The organism is Faecalibacterium sp. OF03-6AC, assembly GCF_003478175.1.
Taxonomy (GTDB): domain Bacteria; phylum Bacillota; class Clostridia; order Oscillospirales; family Ruminococcaceae; genus Faecalibacterium; species Faecalibacterium taiwanense.
Genome location: NZ_QUEN01000002.1, coordinates 222,758 through 239,374, shown reverse-complemented (window position 1 = coordinate 239,374; position 16,617 = coordinate 222,758). Strand labels below are relative to the sequence as shown.

18 protein-coding genes and 1 pseudogene are annotated in these 16,617 nt (G+C 50.2%); 6 read left to right on the top strand and 13 right to left on the bottom strand.

Going from position 1 to position 16,617, the window contains the following annotated elements; genetic code table 11:
* Window positions 1–105 precede the first annotated feature (105 nt).
* The 3 genes from DXA66_RS03345 to DXA66_RS03335 are packed head-to-tail and all read right to left on the bottom strand — an operon-like array spanning window position 106 to window position 1,902.
* A complete protein-coding gene (locus tag DXA66_RS03345) occupies window positions 106–1,023 on the bottom strand; it encodes a sensor histidine kinase KdpD (RefSeq protein ID WP_117982205.1) in 918 nt (305 codons plus the stop codon).
* 5 nt (window positions 1,024–1,028) lie between these two features.
* On the bottom strand, window positions 1,029–1,721 hold the full coding sequence (locus tag DXA66_RS03340; protein WP_025543454.1) for a response regulator transcription factor: 693 nt from the start codon (window positions 1,719–1,721) through the stop codon (window positions 1,029–1,031).
* On the bottom strand, window positions 1,714–1,902 hold the full coding sequence (locus DXA66_RS03335; RefSeq protein WP_118526809.1) for a helix-turn-helix domain-containing protein: 189 nt from the start codon (window positions 1,900–1,902) through the stop codon (window positions 1,714–1,716). The genes DXA66_RS03340 and DXA66_RS03335 overlap by 8 nt, the downstream gene beginning before the upstream one ends.
* A 144-nt stretch (window positions 1,903–2,046) precedes the next feature.
* Here DXA66_RS03335 and DXA66_RS03330 point away from each other — a divergent pair, with 144 nt between their 5' ends.
* On the top strand, window positions 2,047–2,415 hold the full coding sequence (locus DXA66_RS03330; RefSeq protein ID WP_012816188.1) for a helix-turn-helix transcriptional regulator: 369 nt from the start codon (window positions 2,047–2,049) through the stop codon (window positions 2,413–2,415).
* A 27-nt stretch (window positions 2,416–2,442) separates the two neighbouring features.
* Here the strand turns inward: DXA66_RS03330 and DXA66_RS03325 are convergent, their stop codons facing one another.
* The 10 genes and pseudogenes from DXA66_RS03325 to DXA66_RS03280 form a co-directional block, all read right to left on the bottom strand.
* The gene (locus DXA66_RS03325) at window positions 2,443–2,742 is read right to left on the bottom strand and encodes a hypothetical protein (protein WP_118526807.1); all 300 of its coding nucleotides are present in this window, start codon (window positions 2,740–2,742) and stop codon (window positions 2,443–2,445) included.
* Window positions 2,743–2,758: 16 nt separating this feature from the next.
* The gene (locus tag DXA66_RS03320) at window positions 2,759–3,112 is read right to left on the bottom strand and encodes a TnpV protein (RefSeq protein WP_118526805.1); all 354 of its coding nucleotides are present in this window, start codon (window positions 3,110–3,112) and stop codon (window positions 2,759–2,761) included.
* 26 nt (window positions 3,113–3,138) lie between these two features.
* The gene (locus DXA66_RS03315; protein ID WP_118526803.1) at window positions 3,139–5,019 is read right to left on the bottom strand and encodes a recombinase family protein; all 1,881 of its coding nucleotides are present in this window, start codon (window positions 5,017–5,019) and stop codon (window positions 3,139–3,141) included.
* Between the two features lie 91 nt (window positions 5,020–5,110).
* Window positions 5,111–6,061 (bottom strand): annotated as a pseudogene (locus DXA66_RS03310) (type IV secretory system conjugative DNA transfer family protein); the annotation flags it as partial.
* Entirely contained in the window at window positions 6,058–6,528 is a 471-nt protein-coding gene (locus DXA66_RS03305) for a PcfB family protein (protein ID WP_118526801.1), read from the bottom strand. The pseudogene DXA66_RS03310 and the gene DXA66_RS03305, both read right to left, overlap by 4 nt.
* A 91-nt stretch (window positions 6,529–6,619) precedes the next feature.
* Complete coding sequence (locus DXA66_RS03300) at window positions 6,620–7,669, bottom strand: hypothetical protein (RefSeq protein ID WP_118526799.1); 1,050 nt, start codon at window positions 7,667–7,669, stop codon at window positions 6,620–6,622.
* Window positions 7,670–7,683: 14 nt separating this feature from the next.
* Window positions 7,684–8,397 (bottom strand): antirestriction protein ArdA, encoded by a 714-nt coding sequence (locus DXA66_RS03295; protein WP_003500154.1) that lies wholly within the window; start codon window positions 8,395–8,397, stop codon window positions 7,684–7,686.
* Window positions 8,398–8,401: 4 nt separating this feature from the next.
* The gene (locus DXA66_RS03290) at window positions 8,402–9,487 is read right to left on the bottom strand and encodes a DNA cytosine methyltransferase (protein ID WP_118526797.1); all 1,086 of its coding nucleotides are present in this window, start codon (window positions 9,485–9,487) and stop codon (window positions 8,402–8,404) included.
* On the bottom strand, window positions 9,474–9,830 hold the full coding sequence (locus tag DXA66_RS03285) for a hypothetical protein (RefSeq protein ID WP_003500157.1): 357 nt from the start codon (window positions 9,828–9,830) through the stop codon (window positions 9,474–9,476). The genes DXA66_RS03290 and DXA66_RS03285 overlap by 14 nt, the downstream gene beginning before the upstream one ends.
* A 309-nt stretch (window positions 9,831–10,139) precedes the next feature.
* A complete protein-coding gene (locus tag DXA66_RS03280) occupies window positions 10,140–11,519 on the bottom strand; it encodes a ParB/RepB/Spo0J family partition protein (RefSeq protein WP_118526795.1) in 1,380 nt (459 codons plus the stop codon).
* A 595-nt stretch (window positions 11,520–12,114) separates the two neighbouring features.
* On the opposite strand from DXA66_RS03280, the gene mobC reads away from it, so the two are divergent.
* The 5 genes from mobC to DXA66_RS03250 all read left to right on the top strand — a co-directional run bounded on the left by mobC (window position 12,115) and on the right by DXA66_RS03250 (window position 16,547).
* The gene (gene mobC / locus DXA66_RS03270) at window positions 12,115–12,510 is read left to right on the top strand and encodes a plasmid mobilization relaxosome protein MobC (protein WP_118526793.1); all 396 of its coding nucleotides are present in this window, start codon (window positions 12,115–12,117) and stop codon (window positions 12,508–12,510) included.
* Entirely contained in the window at window positions 12,482–14,089 is a 1,608-nt protein-coding gene (locus DXA66_RS03265; protein WP_118526791.1) for a relaxase/mobilization nuclease domain-containing protein, read from the top strand. The genes mobC and DXA66_RS03265 overlap by 29 nt, the downstream gene beginning before the upstream one ends.
* Window positions 14,090–14,130: 41 nt before the next feature.
* On the top strand, window positions 14,131–14,769 hold the full coding sequence (locus DXA66_RS03260) for a CHC2 zinc finger domain-containing protein (RefSeq protein ID WP_118526789.1): 639 nt from the start codon (window positions 14,131–14,133) through the stop codon (window positions 14,767–14,769).
* On the top strand, window positions 14,753–16,045 hold the full coding sequence (locus tag DXA66_RS03255; protein ID WP_118526913.1) for a virulence-associated E family protein: 1,293 nt from the start codon (window positions 14,753–14,755) through the stop codon (window positions 16,043–16,045). Before DXA66_RS03260 ends, DXA66_RS03255 begins: the two co-directional genes overlap by 17 nt.
* A 280-nt stretch (window positions 16,046–16,325) precedes the next feature.
* Entirely contained in the window at window positions 16,326–16,547 is a 222-nt protein-coding gene (locus DXA66_RS03250) for an excisionase (RefSeq protein WP_242699565.1), read from the top strand.
* Window positions 16,548–16,617 lie beyond the last annotated feature (70 nt).

Genomic DNA, 16,617 nt, shown 5'->3' with positions numbered 1-16,617 from the left:
TATCACGCCAACCTTGCATTAACCTTGCCGCAACCTTGCATTAACCTTGCAATTTGAAATTCGGCTAAAATGACAAGAGTTCCCGCCGTAAGGACGGGAACCCGCTTAAATATCCAAAGGAAAACGCAACGCAAATTCAGTTCCCTTTCCCGGAAAACTTTCAACTGTTATGCTTCCACCCATCTTTTCTACAAGCTGATGGACAATAGAAAGACCAAGTCCGCTGCCTTTTTCAGAGCGTCCTTTATCACACTTATAAAGCCGTTCAAATATGTGTTTCAAATCTTCTTTTTCAATGCCCACTCCATTATCCGCCAGCAACAGCTCCATGCTGTTTTCCTTCTTCGATAGGGAAATTTTAATTTTGTCCGCATGGCTATGAGCGATTACATTTTGAATAAGGTTATTGATGATCCTCATATAGCTATCCATATCCAATCTTACCCGGACGGGCTGTTCAGGAATATCAATGTCATAATCAACCTGTTTATCCTCAAAAATCGGTATCCAGTCGATCAGAATATTTCTTGTCAGCTCTGCGACCTCAACGCTCTGAATCTCCAAAGCAAACTCGTTGGAATTTAACTTGAACCAGTCAAAGAGTACATCAATGTATTCTTTCAGATCATGGGCTTTCCGACGGGCGGTTTCAATATAATCATCCCGGTCTTTTCCTGTGACCAGTCCTTTGTGTGTAGCGTCAAGATACCCAAGCAGAGTAGTAAGGGGCGTTCGCACGTCATGGGAAAGGCTCGTCATAAGCTGGCGGTTGGTTTCTTCTGTCTGCCGTACAGTTGAAAGTCTGCTTTCATAGGCCACAACGATCTCATTGATTTCATAGGCAAGAGGTGCTGTCAGTTCATTTGTTGCAGATAGAATACGCCGGTTGCCATTTCCGTTTTTTACATCAACCAGCACATCGGTCATTTCTGCTATTTGTTTTTTTACACGCCGAACGAGAACGATGGAAGTCAATACAGCCACAACAGCAATCACAATGGACAAGAATACGATAATTTCCATGTTGACTACACCTCCTTATTAAACCGGTAGCCAATCCCTTTGACCGTTTGTATATACTTTGGGCTTGAAGGATTGACTTCTAATTTTTTACGAAGCCGACTGATAATCGCCATAATGTTACTGTCATCATAGAAATATTCTTCGCCCCATACTTCCTCATAAATCTGCTGTTTGGTCAAAATTTTCCCTTGATGTTTTGCACAGTACAGGAGCAAATCAAATTCCTTTGGGGGCAGTTCAAAAGTGCCGTTTGATGTAGTAGCAGAACGATTTTCAAGGTCAATCTGCAATCCGTCAAAATTTAGCTTTTGTATGGCTCCAGCTTGCTGATTAAAGCGAGTGTAGCGGCGAATAAGAGACGCAATACGGGCAATCAGTTCATCCATATCAAACGGTTTTGTAAGATAATCGTCCGCTCCGGCCCGTAAGCCCCGTACTTTAGAAATGCTGTCATTTTTAGATGTGAACATCAAAATTGGTAAGCTGTACTCCTTGCGAATTTCTTCCAGCGTTTCAAAACCATCCATGCCGGGCATCATCACATCCAGCACCACAAGCTGGTATTCGTGCTCTCTTAATTTTTGTAAGCCCTCTTTTCCGGTATTACAAAAATCAGCTTCTATGTTTTCTGCTTGTACGCTACGTTTAATCAAAGCGCACAGTTCTCTGTCATCATCTATAATCAGGATTTTATTCATGGTGCAACTCCTTCCCTTGTTTTGTCCTTCCGTCAATCGGCTTTTCTGCGTTCTTTGGGATCAGCCAAACACCAGCCATTTTTACAGCACCGGGGATACGCCCAGCAGTGCAATAGTAATTTACTCTACGAGGTGTCACGCCCCATTTTTCGGCGGCCTCTTTTAGTGTCATATAATCCATTATGCACCTCCACAGAGTACATTATAGTTCTCTTTCTCGAACAATGCAAGGAACGAAATATGAATTATAAACTTCAACCAACATTCATATAACAACATTCCACGGGCGAAGTATGAATTATACAATGTAACCGGGTGATGCTATATGGCGAAAGTTGAAGATTGTCCCGGTTTTGAAACCTTCGGTGCAGATGTCAAAGCCGCACGAGAGGCAAGGCGTCTGGCACGAAAAACATTGGCAGAAATGGTTGGGATTGAATGGCGGTATCTTGCCAACATTGAGAATCAAGGTGCGATTCCGAGCCTGCCTGTGATGATCCAGTTGATTAAGGTCTGCGGACTTCCCGTGGAACGGTATTTTAACCCGGAGATTATGCGAGAAGAAAGCGAACAGCGGCAACGGGTCAGCCACAAGCTGAAGCTTTGCCCTGAAGAATACCTGCCGATTATCGAAGGTGCCATAGACGGGGCGCTCAAAATGGAACAGACTGCGAAGCAGAAGGAGGACGCATAATCGCGGCCTCCTTCTGGCGTTTCTGTATCATGTTTCCCTGCACTTTTCCAAAAGTTCCCGGCACCTCTGCTGGATTTCTCCGGTTTCTGTCACAGTCAGGTCACGGTCATTTCCAGTAATCTTATCTTCCAGAAAGTTGGCGTATGTACTCAACAAAGCATTCCGTAAATCCTCCGGGGTTTTCTGTATTTCTGCGCTGTACCAGTCATTCCGGTGGGGTTCCCATGCCATCAATGTATAACCATGACTGGTCTGAACCACCTCATACAGAGGGTCATCATCCAGATATGCCTGAAACACTTTCAAAACCTTTTCAAAGGTCAGCATTTCCCGCACCTCCCATTCATCTGCAAATCAGTTCCCTGATTAAAATTTCCTCAATCTGTGCCGTTAATGTGTTCATCAGCCCCACCCAGCGCATAGGGTCACAGGCTTTCAGTTCCTCCGTGACACCCGCAACTTCCATCATGTGAGGCAACATGGTTTCCACACGCCCCTGTGCTGTCCGCTCAATCTCTAACAGGTGTGGATACAGCTTCTCGCTCATCAGCAGATGGTTGTAGAGAATGGGGCGATGTTCCTTCAGGTAGGATTTTCGCATCCTGCCGTACTTGCCAATAGAAGTTTCCGGCTGTTCAGAAAGTTTTAGGTTGGGTATATCATAATCTCCACAACGAATGTAAGTCAACTTACTCATATTCATTCTCCTTTGCTCCGTGATGATTAGACTGCTGCGCTGGCTGCTATGCTGCCTTTGCGCGGTTCTTCTTTTGGTAGCTGCCCGACAGTAGAAAAAACACCTTTTTTCATATCCTCAGCCCGGATTAGGGCTTTCTTAGCGTCCATTTCCGCTTTTTTCTTCGCCTTGATTTTGTCCTCATACCGTTTCTGTGCGCCGCTGGCTTTTCGTTTCAAATAGTTCTGATGGAGCCTGTCCTTGCGTTCTTCTTTTTTTCGCAATTCTTCCTGTTCCTCCGGTGTTAAAGGAACCGGCTGTAAGGATGGTGGGATATAGCGCCCTAAAAAATTGAAGTAGATTTCAATTTCCTGCGTGGTGTCCTGGCTGCCTTTTCGGGCGCGTTCGTGGACAAGGATTTTCTCTACAAACTCGTTGAGCATGGTGTTTGTCATAGTGTCAAAATTCTCGTACTTATCAATCAGGGCTATAAATTTCTCCGCTGATTTCTGGCTTTGCTCGTAGCCGGTAACAGCCTTTTCCAGCTCTGCAATTTCAATCTCAAGTGCGTCCTGCTCTTTGGCATACTGTGCATCAAGTGCCCTATATCGTGCATCCGGCAGCTTGCCGAGGGTGTTGTCCTCATAGATTTTGCAAATCAGTTTTTCCAGTTCTCCGGATCTCTTTTGAGCAGCGGCCAGACGCCTGCGCTTTTTCGCTATATCGGCACTCTGTTGGGCAACCTGCGTCTCCTGAACAGTGTGAATAAATTCCGTCCGATCATTTTTGGAATATTCAGCAATAGCCCGGAGCGTGTCGGAAACCAATGTCAGAACGGCACTCTCATTGATACGGTGTTGTGTAGGGCATAGTGTTCCACACGGAACTTTGGTATAATTGGAACAGGTATATTGAGAAACCCGCTTGCCATTGTTGGTGCGGTGGACATACATCTTGCCGCCGCAATCGGCACAATAGAGCAAGCCTGTGAGGGGAGCTGCTTCGCCCCAGCCATTTGGATAACGCCGTACATTGCTGCGGATTTTCTGCGCCAAATCAAAGGTCTGCTGGTCGATAATGGCTTCATGGGTATTCTCAAAGATCGTCCATTCGTCCTCAGAAACATAGTGGCTTTTCTTGTCCTTAAAGTGCTTGCGGGTCTTGAAATTGATGGTATGCCCTAAATACTCTCGTTTTTTCAAAATGTTCACGATGGTAGATGATCCCCATCCATAGGGGTCTTTGACCGGCTTTGAACGGTTCACACCCTCGTTGAAGCGGGCAAGGTGTACGACAGGAATTTCAATCCGGTCTGAGGATAATTTGCAGGCGATCTGATAAGGCCCATATCCCTCCAGCGTGAGGGAGAAGATACGGCGTACCACTTCGGAAGCTTCCTCATCTACCAACCAATGCTCCCGCTTTTCATCCCACAAGTAGCCGTAAATCACAGTACCGGTCAGGTGCTTGCCGCTCATGCCTTTTGACTTAAACACAGAGCGGATTTTTCGACTGGTATCACGGGCGTAAAATTCATTCATGATGTTGCGGAACGGGGTAAAATCGTCATCGCCTTTCAGACTGTCCACACCATCATTGATCGCAATCAGCCGAACGCCGCGCTGCCGCAAAACCTCCATGACCTGACCGACCTTTAGATAGTCGCGTCCTAACCGGCTCATGTCCTTGATGACGATTGCCTCTACACGCCCTGCCTCCACTTCCTCCATCATCGCCAAAAATCCGGGGCGGTCAAACCGGGTGCCTGAGATACCATCATCGGTAAAGTGCGTAGGGTTGGGCAGCCCATTCCGGCGGGCAAAATCCTCTAACATCTGTTTTTGGTTGGATATGGAGTTGCTCTCGCCCTGTAACTCATCGTCCCGGCTCAGGCGCTCGTACAGTGGGGTAATTTTTTCATTTCTCATGGCTGTACCTCCTGAAACAAAAATGCTCTAAGTGACTGCTTCACTAACCATGACAAAAACCATGATTAAGAAGTCACTTAGAGCATATATCACCGCTGGCGAGCTTGTATTTCTTATACTGCCTCACGGCGAAGTGCTGGGGGCTGCGGCGTTCCAGCCCGTCAAACATATAGTCCACCGCATTTTTGAAGGTTTCGTCATCCTCCCGGACTTCCATGCTGTTTATCATTTCCACCAGCGTATTCATGTTGCGTTCTTCCTCCGGCCCCTCAAAGACGATGTAGGACACAAGGGCGCAGTACAAGAGGGTTTCAGCTTTAGTCCAGAACTCGTCGCCCTCCTTGCCGTCGCCTTTGGTGTTGGCAATCAGGGCGGTAACAAATTTCAAAACATCGCTTTCCGTCTTGATATAGGCCAGCGGATTATAGTGCATGGATTTTGAAAAGTCGATACTGTTGAACACCCGCACCCTGTATTTCTCCCGTTGCAGGAACCGCCCGCACTGATCGAGGGTGCCGCCCTTCGGGTCTACCACCACATACGAGGAATGAGCTTGAAGGAGCTGCGGGGTCAGCCAGAACCTTGTCTTACCCGAACCGGACGAGCCGATGACACAGGCGTTTAGGTTCCGGGCATTGGCGGGTATCTTCGGACGGGTGTTCATGGTCAGGAACTCCGTCCCGGTCAGAATGACATTGTTCTGAAATTTAGGGTCTACAAACGGCTTTATATCCTCCTTTGTTCCAAAGCGGGCGGTGCCGTACTCTGCATCCCGCCGGAATTTTTTCGCCTGCCTGATCTTTGACTGTATCAGCAGATACACCCCAGCCGCACCGGCAAGGCCCACCAGCAGGTCAATACCGCCAAGCCCCGGCCAGTAGGTTTCAAAGGCTTTGGGGAAGGTATCGAGCATCCCCATGAGCTTTGTCCCGAAGTCTGTGCCGGGGGCGATCCGGTAGGCCGTCCCGATTTTGGAGAAGAACCAGAACACAAAGAGGTATGGCAGGTTTGGGAGCACATATTTTCTGATCTTGTCACTCAACGTCCGTCCTTCACCGCCTCTCTGGTCCGCTGCTTTTCCTTTGCCTGTGTCCTGATCTGCTCCGTGAATTTCCGAAGCTGGCCGAGGATGGAAGCCTTGTCCTGCTCTTTGTTCAGCACCTTTGCGCTGTACTTCTGGAAGGCCGCCGTGATAGCGTCCGCCTGATTGGCTTTGAAAAACAGCAGGTAATGACCGGGGCTCACTTTATGGAAAGCGTAGTCCACATGGAACTCCTTCGCGATCTGGTCAAAATCCTTTGGAGCTCCCACATAGGGCATGGCACTTTTGCCGCCATAGTGGTTCATCAGCTTTTTCACGCTCTGGCGTCCCTGCGGGGTCAGCGCCTTCCGGTGGTGCTTTTGCAGCGCCCGAACCACCTTGCCAAGAGCGGCAGCCAGCACTTTTCCTGTGAGCTTCGTTGTCCTGATCGAAAGGGCAACCGTTTTTTGGTTTACTTCTTCCTGCATAAAACCTCCTTTCCGTCGGGGTTCCCGCTATCCGGGAGGCCCCCGTACAATCTCGGGGAACAGAAAACCTCGGGCCAATGTGGCCCGAGGCTTACCGCTCGGCATCCCTGCCGGACGGAGCTTTCTTTTCCGGCTCCGTCTGGACTTTTTCGTCCTGTTCCCGCATGGTTTGCAAGATAGAGGGCTTCTTTTGAAGCTGGGAAGGCTTTTCGCCGGACAGCGGCTTGATACATTCCAAGCGGTCAGCCGCCCGGATGGCGTTGTCCGTGAGCTGCCTCTGCCATGCGCCCACGCTGGGAGCCCAGCGGAAACCGTTGCTTTTCAGCTCGGCCCGGGTGTCCGCGTCAGGCTTTCCGTCAAAGAACACCTGCAAGCGGTTGTCCTCCCGGTTCATTTCCACACGGCCCCCGTCGAACTCCCAGCCGGAAAATTCCTGCTGTGCCTGTTTGGAAAGCTGTTCGATACGGGCCTTTACCCGGCGGATCTCCGCATTGTTGTTAGTAAGCTGGTAGCTTTCAAAGGGCCTCGGGTCGCTCCGCCAGCTTGACGCCATGCTTGCTTTCAGCTTTTCAATCTGGTCTGGCGACAGCAGCGCACAGCCATCCAGCTTGCCATGCTTGCGGTAATAGGCGTTGACCTCCTTCATAATGAGCTGGGAGCGTTCCAGCCCGTCCAGCTTCTTCTGGAGCTTTTCAATGGCCGCCGGGTCATCGGCGCTGATCCCGCCCATGCCGGTACTGCGTATCTTATCCAGCAGCCCTTGAATATACCGCCATTCCTCCATGTTGCTGTCCCGGGCCCGGTTCTGTTTTTCCTTCTTTCCCACCGGGAAATTGGCAGGTCCGGTGATCATCACAGAGGGAACCCTTGCGTCAATGGCAAAGCCCTGGTTCATGTTTTCGGCCAGCTTGCGGGCGTAGGTGTCTAACAGATGGTCGATCTTCTCATGGTACATGGGGTCCACCCGGGATTTCTGCTTTTCCGCTATGGCGGCGGCCTTGTCCACCATTGCCCGGTATTCCGCCGTTGCGCTCCCTTCCTTGTAGTCGGAAAAGCTGTTCATTTCTTTTGCCCGGCGGGCGGCTCCTTCATTGATAGGGTAATAGTTGATGGTATGCACCTCCTTTATTCTTCGGGCCATGCTGGCCCGAAGTCTTACCGTTCTTCATGGGAAGGCCCCGCCTTGTCCTTTTTCGGAGCGGGTGGGGCTTCTTGAAACCGTTTGAGTGTAGCGAGAATGGAGTGGACAGGCTCGGCCTTTTCAGGATAGGCAAATATCCGGTGTTCCGGCGGAATGTCCTGCGGCCCGTGGTAATACTCCTTGAAGCCCTCCGGGACTGCCGACACATACCCACCGGGAGCGAATACGCCGCCCTCGTTGATACGCACATCCCGCCCGTATGCCTCATAATCGAAGTAGTTCTGAATGTGCTCCGGTATGTCGATGGTCCCAAGCTCGTCGGCGTAAAGACGGCCCAACCCTTCATCATCGGAAATATCCGGGTAAAAGCGGTAAAGGTCAAGGTTCTGCGTCAGGTTTATCAAATCCTTCACGCTCCTTGTGTGGTTTCCCAAGACAAGAGCGGCTTCAAAGGTTTCCAGTCCGCCCTTATCCCGTACTTCCAGCAGGGCGTGGCCCAGCTCGTTCAGCTCGTCGATGTTCTCACATTCGTAGAGATAATCGTAGAGCCCCAGCACATCACTGTCAAAGCTGGTAAAGAACACTTCGCTGTACCGTTTCCCGTCTATCCCGATTTTGGCAAGGGCGGCCTGCAACTCCTGTGTCGTCATGGGGAAATGTACCGTTGTCCCTACCTCAATCCCCATTAAGGGGTATAGGGCTGTATTGGTTATATAGGCTTCAAACATGGGCTCATTCCCCCTTTCCGGCCCGGTCAGCCAGCACCTCATAAATCCCGGCCATAATGTAATCGGCGCAAGGGAGGGCAATCGCGTTTCCCAGTGCCTTGTAGCGTTGCAGAGGCCGGATCTCCACGCCGTCCGCCCCGTACTTTGTCCAGCCCTCTGGCAGCCCCATCAGCCGTTCGCTTTCCGTTTCCGTCAGAAAACGGATACAGCCGCCCTTCGGGTCGCCCTCATACCAGAAGGCAAAGGGCGTTACATCACTGGCTAAAAGAGTGGGAAAAGGGTCAGTTGGTAATCCGAAGCTGTTTCGGAAGGCCGTTTCTTCCTGCCTTTTTGCCGCTCCCCGCATACGGAAGCACTGAAAGGGGTGGATGACTGGTATCTGCCGCCCTGTTTCAAAAGAAGCTGTTCGATCTCCTTCGGCGGCGGCCCACCCGCCCTCTCCGCAAGGCGGAGGAAGTGGGAGCATTGGACGGGGCTTAAATAGTATGTCTGCGGCACGTCTGCCTCCAAAATCCGCCACGACGAAAATCCGCTGCCTTCGTGCCAGCCTTCGGGAGCCTGCCCAATACTGGGCGTCCATGAGTCGCCAGCACACATCAGGCGTTCCCCCTCGCACCATTCCGGCGTTTCCCCATCTTCCCGAAGGAGGCATTGGAACTTCGGTGTCCGAGAAGGCGGATAAGACGGCTCTAAAGTCCATCCGGTCATTTGTAGAAAACGCTCCCATGACGTTTTCCCAAACAGCGATAGCTGGATATAGGTTATCAGTAGCATCCCTCATTTCCTGTATGATACGAAACGCCTGATAGAACAGGCTTGATTTTGCCCCGGCAAGGCCGGAGCGGTTGCCGATCAGAGAAAGGTTCTGACAGGGGGAACCGAAGGTAATTACATGAACCGGCGGGATTTTCCCGCCGTCCACCTTCGTAATATCCCCCAAATGCACCATGTCGGGAAAGTGCCTTTTGGTTATGGAGATGGGCGCTTTTTCAATCTCACTGGCCCATACCGGACGGATACCGCACCGGGAAGCAGCCAGAGGGAACACGCCAATCCCGTCGAAAAGGCTTCCCAGCTTAATGTCCGGCATGGCCCGGGGTGCCGTGTCCCTTCACGGCAAGCACCCCTTCCAGTGTGGTCGCCGCAATGCCCAGCCGCCCGGCAACCGCAATATCATTTTTTACATCCTCGTCCACAGCGCTGCCGCAGACGATCAGTGTGTGGGAGCGCCGCAGCATATCCCGGCGCATATCAATCCCGGCCTTGTGTTCCTCGGGAACGCTGTCATTCAAAAACAGCGGTAGATACAAGAGCGGGCAGATCGGGGAAAAGCCCGCCTCATAAGCAAGACGGCAGTAGTGGGCCGCCAGCTCCATATCAACATCCGGCTCGCCGCTCCATGCGGCGGTCAGGTATGCTAAAGGTCGTTTCATTGGTTGAGCCTCCATTTCTGTTTTGGTTTAGGGAAAAGCAAGAGTTCGCCCAACCCCTCCGCCCCTTCCCCCGGGAAGGGGAACGGCTCTGGAGAATTTATATCCCCGTCGCTTGACCGGGAAAAAGCATAACCGGGAGAAATCCGTCAAGGGTGCCTCCGGCACCGCCTGCGGCGGCGCTGCCCTTGACTGATTTTCCCGGCTATGCTACGGAATAACTGGCGACGGGGAATAATTTATATCTCCAGAGCTTCGGGGCGCGGGGCAGAGCCCCGCAATCCTCGGACCATGCTGACCCGAAGTTTTAGCTTACTTTTCCTGTTCGGTTTTCTTCTCCGGCTTTTCGTGTTCCTTCTGCTGACCCTTCCAGTCGTCCAGCAGCTTGATGATCTGGTCCTTCATTTCCCTCGGCGTAGTTTCCTTGCCGAAATACTTGCTCAGTTCCGCACCTGTCAAAATCACTTTGTCTACCTCCTTTTTGTCCTCCATCATAATGCCGTCGATCACATCCCCGTTGAGCAGCTTCTTTTCGTCCAGCTCACGCATACGCTTTGCCTGCGCCTGTGAAGGCGAGGACTGCTGGCTGTCAATGGCGACGGCGATATAGTTCTGGTTCTTCTTGCCGATATAGGAAAGCTCCACCGCCGTAGTAAAGCCCAGCTTTTTTTCATCCATCAGCTTCATCAGGTCGGGAACCAGCTCATTGAGCCGGATATACCGCTGCACCTGCTTGACCGCCATCTTATTGCGCTCGGCTACAATTTCGTTGGAGCGTTTTCCTGCGTCCTTCGGGTCAATCTGGCCCGAAGTGCGGGAGCCCTGGTGCTTGATGGCCTCAAGCTGCATTTTCAAGGCTTTGGCCCGCTCACTAGGAAGGATTTCTTCACGCTGGTTGAGATTGTCCTCGACCATCTGCGTGATGGCTTCATCGTCCGTCAGATTGCGAACAATACAGGGCATATCCGCATATCCGGCAAGCTCGCTGGCCTTCTGGCGGCGGTGGCCGGACACGATCTCATAGCCGCCATCCTCACGGGGACGGACGATAGCAGGCTGGGTAACGCCCTTGTCCTTGACGCTGGACACCATAGCCCGCATTTCTTCATCGTCTCGGACTTCAAAGGGATGGTTCTTGAAGGCGTGGAGCTCGTTCAGCTTGATATAGACGATCTGCTCCTTGCCCCGGCGTGGAGCATCCTTTGGCTTTTCGGGTCCTTTCGGAGCGGGAGCGGCCTGTATCGTTGGAGCCGTTTTTTTCTCCGGTTCCTTTTTGACCGCCTTTTCCGGTTTCTGTGCGGGAGCTTTGGACTTCGGGGCTGCGGCCTTGTCCTTATTTGCTTTCGGGGGACGGCCCCGGCGCTTCGGCTGTTCCAGCTCTTTGGGTTTTTCCTCTGCTTTTTTCGGAGCCTCCGGCTGCTTTTCCGGTTTCTCCGCTTTTGCCGGGTCAGGCTTTTCCACGCCGGGAGCTGCCGCCCGTTCCTCGACTTTCTTTTCCTTCATAATTTCAGCGAAGTTATAGACAGAAACCTGTGGGTTCTTTACCTCTGGTTCCGTCTTTTTTTCCGGCTCCGGGGAAACGGAAACCTTCCCCGGCTCTTTTGGGGGAGCGGGAGGCGTTTCCTTGCCCGGCCCGCTATCCGTTACCGGCTGTTCCGGCGTTTTTGTGGTTTTATCATCTGCCATAAGCATTTACCTCCTGTTTTTTGGCATGAAAAAAGGGGCTCAACTTTTCAGTCAAGCCCCCGTGGAAAGTTCCTCCTTTCTCCGCCATGATACAAAAATACCGCCCGTAGTCTCGTTTGGGCGGTACTTTGTGTAAGATTGGCAGTCCATTATTAAGTTTTTTATTATGTTCCCTTTGTACACCGTTGCAAGTGTTTTCAAAAGTAAGCCAATTCACTACGGTATCACTGATGAAATTCCCCGATTCCTTACAAAGTTACATCGCACCTTGAAAATCGCATGAGCCACCCCAGCAGGATACCTCTGGTACTGAATGTGCATTCTGCGCGTCTTACCGGAAAATACGCCGGAGAAAATCGGGCAGGAACGGGCTGGGACAGAGTGGACAGTGGTTAAGAGCAAGATTCGCCTTTGTATACGAAACCGCTCCTACGGGCAGTTTCTCCACGGCGGCATCTTGATGGGGATTGCGCTCCCCATACCCTCACATCGTGCAAAATCACATGATTTTGCCCATTGGTGGCCTGCTGCAGCAGGTCACAGCCGGAGTGCAGATGCACTGCCGGGAAAATCAAATTCTTGATTTTGGAAAGGAGACCCCATGCCAAGAACGAAGAAAAAAGTGAAATCTATCGTAAAGACAAAAGTAATCTCCGCACGAGTTACAGAAGTAGTACATGAACTTTTACATCGGCAGGCAGAAGATGCCGGAATGACCCTCTCTGAATTTACAGCGCAGATGCTGATGAAAGGCCGCGTGAATACCTCGTATGTGTTCTATGTCCACCCGGACGAAATTGAAGCCATCACACGGGAGTTTGCCGCCATCGGGAATAATCTGAACCAGATCGCGGCGTTCTTCAACAGCGGCGGTATCCAGTCGCGCGCTATGCTCGAAAACATCAACCATGCAATTTCCTGTATTTTTGAAATGCGGGAGCAAGTCGCAGAAATGGCAGGAAAGAATTATGGCAATCTTAAAGCACATCGCAAGTAAGAGCTCCAACTATGGTGCTGCGCTGGAATATCTGATTTTCAAGCATGACGAACTTCGGAAAACTCCGATCCTTGACCAAAACGGAAATCGTATTATGCGGGATGAGTTTTATCTGGACGGCCTGAACTGTGAACCCTATTCCTTTGATGCGGCCTGCCAGCAGCTGAACCGCGAATATCAGAAGAACAAAAATAAGAATGAAATCAAAAGCCATCATTACATCATCAGCTTTGACCCACGGGACAGCACAGAAAATTGCTTGACGGGGAAACGGGCACAGGAGCTTGGACTGGAATACGCAAAAGCAAATTTTCCGGGGCATCAGGCATTGGTCTGTACGCACATGGACGGTCACAATGGCAGCGGAAATATTCATGTCCATATCGTAATCAACAGTTTGCGAAAGCTGGATGTACCTAAGCAGTCCTTTATGGAGCGACCCATTGACTGCAAGGCAGGGCACAAGCACCATCTGACAAAAGACTACTTGAAACATTTACAGAAATCTCTGATGGATATTTGCATGAGGGAAAACTTGAATCAGATCGATTTGCTTTCCCCCTCTCTCTCTAAAGTTTCGGAGCAGGAATATTACGCTAAACGGCGCGGACAGATTAATCTGGACCTTACCAATCTGGAACTTCTTGGCGATGGGTTCACACCAGCAAAGACGACTTTTGAAACGGAGAAGGAAAAAATCCGAAATGCCATTACCGATATAGCAAAACGATCTGCATCTTTTATGGATTTCCAAAACCTCTTAAAGCTGGAATACGGCATTTTGGTGAAAGACCATCGAGGGCGATTCAGCTACCTTCCAGCAGACAGGGAGAAATTTATCTCTGCCAGAACGCTGGGAACCAGTTTTGACCGTGAGCATCTTTTACTGCTTTTTCAGTGCAACGCAGCCGAGAAAGAAAAGCAGCAGTGTCGTGTCAATGATCCTATGGATGCGCTGTACATCAAGTCGAATCTCCGGCTGGTTGTAAATTTGCAGGATTGCGTAAAAGCCCAGCAGAGCTATGCCTATGCCCAGAAAGTCAAAATCTCAAATTTACAGAAGATGGCGCAGACCGTTCTCTATGTGCAAGAGCACGGATATGATTCATACGAAAAACTTTATGAAGCTGCCGAGAGTATTGACCGAAAAATGGCGACGGCTCGAAGTGATGCGAAACTCACGGAAGTCAAGCTGAAAAAGGTCAACGAGCAGATTCATCATTTGGGTCAGTATTTTTCTACAAAATCTGTTTATAGCGAATTTCTGAAAGCACCTAACAAGAAAATTTTTCGGCAAACCCACTTCGATGAAATTGCAAAATACGAGGAAGCGCGTCAATTTCTAAAGCGGGATTTCCTAGACGAAAAATTCCCTTCGATGAAAGATCTCCGGGCAGAAAAAGAACTTCTGATGTGCACAAAGGATGCACGGTATGAAACATACCACTATTTTAAGGAACGCAATACAGAAATACAGACGGTACTTGCCAATGTTGACAGCATCCTTGAAATGGAAAAATTGCAGCAGCGTGAACAGCGGCCGCGAGCCAAGAAGCGCAGCTACGATATGAGCCTGTAAATCAGCAGGGTCTTCCACCCCGCACCCCGGAACCCTGCCGGATGCGTAAGCCCGTGCAGGGCTTTCCCATCCGGCAGGGACTTTTGAAAATAAGAAGGAGGTCAATTTTCAAGAACAACAATTTATTTGAAATCGTAAAACGGAATATCACTACCCGGCAGACCGCAGAAGCCTATGGCTTTCAACCCAACCGTAGCAGCATGATTTGCTGTCCATTCCATGCAGACCGCAATCCCAGCATGAAAGTGGATTCCCGGTTTCACTGTTTTGGCTGTGGAGCGGATGGTGATGTAATCGACTTCACCGCAAAACTGTTTCAGCTGTCCTTGCGGAAGGCGGCGGAAAAGCTGGTCGCAGATTTTGGACTTTCGGGGAATCCTGTTTTTCCACTACAGTATCCGAAAATTGTGGAATATAAAGGTCAAAACCCAATCCAAACATTGTACGAGTGCAGCGCGATTCTGGGTGACTGGCGCAAACGATTTGCGCCGAAGTCAGCAGAGGAAGAACTGCATCCCTGCTTTGTTGCCAGCCTGCATTATACTGATTACATCCAATATCTGATAGAGAATCGACATTTTCTCACCGAACATCAGAAGGAGGTTCAACAGATTGCCCAACGAATCCGAAAATACCAGATCGACCATTTCCAACATCCGCAAAATGCTCTCGCAGGCTGAAAAAGGCGGTGTTCAGAACACGATTCAAAACTGTGTGACCGTTTTGCAGAACGACCCAGTTCTTGCAGATTCCATCCGGCTGAATCTGCTGAGTGAACGTATTGATATTGTAAAGCCGATGGGTTGGCAGCGTTCCGGCCCTACGCTGACCGACACCGATATGATGTACATTCTGCGCCGAATGGAAAAATACGGCCTGTACAGCGAAAAGCGGGTGTCTGCAGCAATTCGCATTGTTGCCAACGAAAATCATTATCACCCTATCCGGGACTACTTGAATGACTTGAAGTGGGATGGCGCAGAGCGGATAAGTCACGCTTTGCATCGCTTTCTCGGTGCGGCAGAAGATGAGCTTACCGCAGAAGCCTTGAAGATTTTTCTGCTTGGAGCGATCAAACGGGTGTTTCATCCCGGCTGCAAGTTTGAAATGATGCTTTGCTTGGTCGGTGGGCAGGGTGCAGGAAAATCCTCTTTCTTCCGGCTGCTTGCTATCAAAGATGAATGGTTCTCGAATGATTTGCGGCGAATGGACGATGATAATGTGTTCCGCAAGCTGCAAGGCCACTGGATCATGGAAATGTCGGAAATGATTGCGACTGCCAATGCCAAAAGCATCGAGGAAATCAAGAGCTTTCTCAGCAAGCAGAAAGAAACCTACAAAATCCCGTATGAAACACACCCGGCAGATCGTTTGCGGCAATGTGTCTTTGCAGGAACGACCAATCGACAGGACTTCCTGCCCCGTGACCGCACGGGAAACCGCCGCTTTATCCCCATCCCGGTGGATGCAACACAGGCTGAAGTACATATTCTGGATAACGAAGCGGAATCCCGTGCCTATATCGACCAGCTTTGGGCAGAAGCCATGACAATTTACAACAGCGGTGATTATAAGCTGACATTCAGCCCTGCCATGCAGGAGGCCTTGCAGATTCGCCAGAAAGATTTCATGCAGGAAGATACGCAGGCTGGTATGATCTATGCGTTTCTGGAAGATTACACGGGTGACCGGGTATGTTCCAAGCAACTTTACACCGAAGCACTGGGCAACCTGAATCTTCCTGCGGAATGGGAAACCCGTGCCATCTGTGAGATCATGACTGCTGGAATTGCGAATGGCGAAATCAAGGGGTGGATAGCCCATAAAGCAGCCAAACGCTACCCGAAATATGGCGTGCAGAAAGGCTGGGAGCGTGTAACCGCTGCAAAAGTGGATGCAGATGGTTTCGTAGAACTGACAGACAAAGAAGCCCAACAGATGGGATTTCCGTTTTGAAGGGCTGCTTTACATTGTTGGTTACAGGTCTGGTTACATCTTACAGCTGCCTCAAAGTCGCATCATTCCAAATAATTTCCCTATTTGTAACCATGTAACCTGTAACTGATAAGAAAAAATAAATACAGAAAATTGCCAGCACACCATTGCAGAAAAAGTTTTCTGTTGTGGTTACAGTCTGTTGGTTACAAACAAAAACACGGAGGTTTTGCCTATGAAAGAAGTTCGCGTTTGCGAAGCAATGAAGTCCCCGGTGGGGACTTTAAGCGACGGAACGGTCTTGCATCAGCAAGATGGAGGGACCAAGTCCCGACAAGTTCCGATCTGGGAGAAAAGCAATCTGACGCTGGAAGAAGCCGCAGCTTATTCCGGCATTGGTATCAACAAGCTGCGTGAAATGAGCGATTCCAAAGACTGTACCTTTGTTCTCTGGAATGGTACGAAACGGCTGTTGAAACGCCGCAGGCTGGATGAACACCTTGACCGATTATTTTCGATTTGACAATAAAAATGAAGTCGGCAGTTGAAAGCACCTCGGCGGTATGGTATGATTAAGCTGTAGGTTGCTTTCT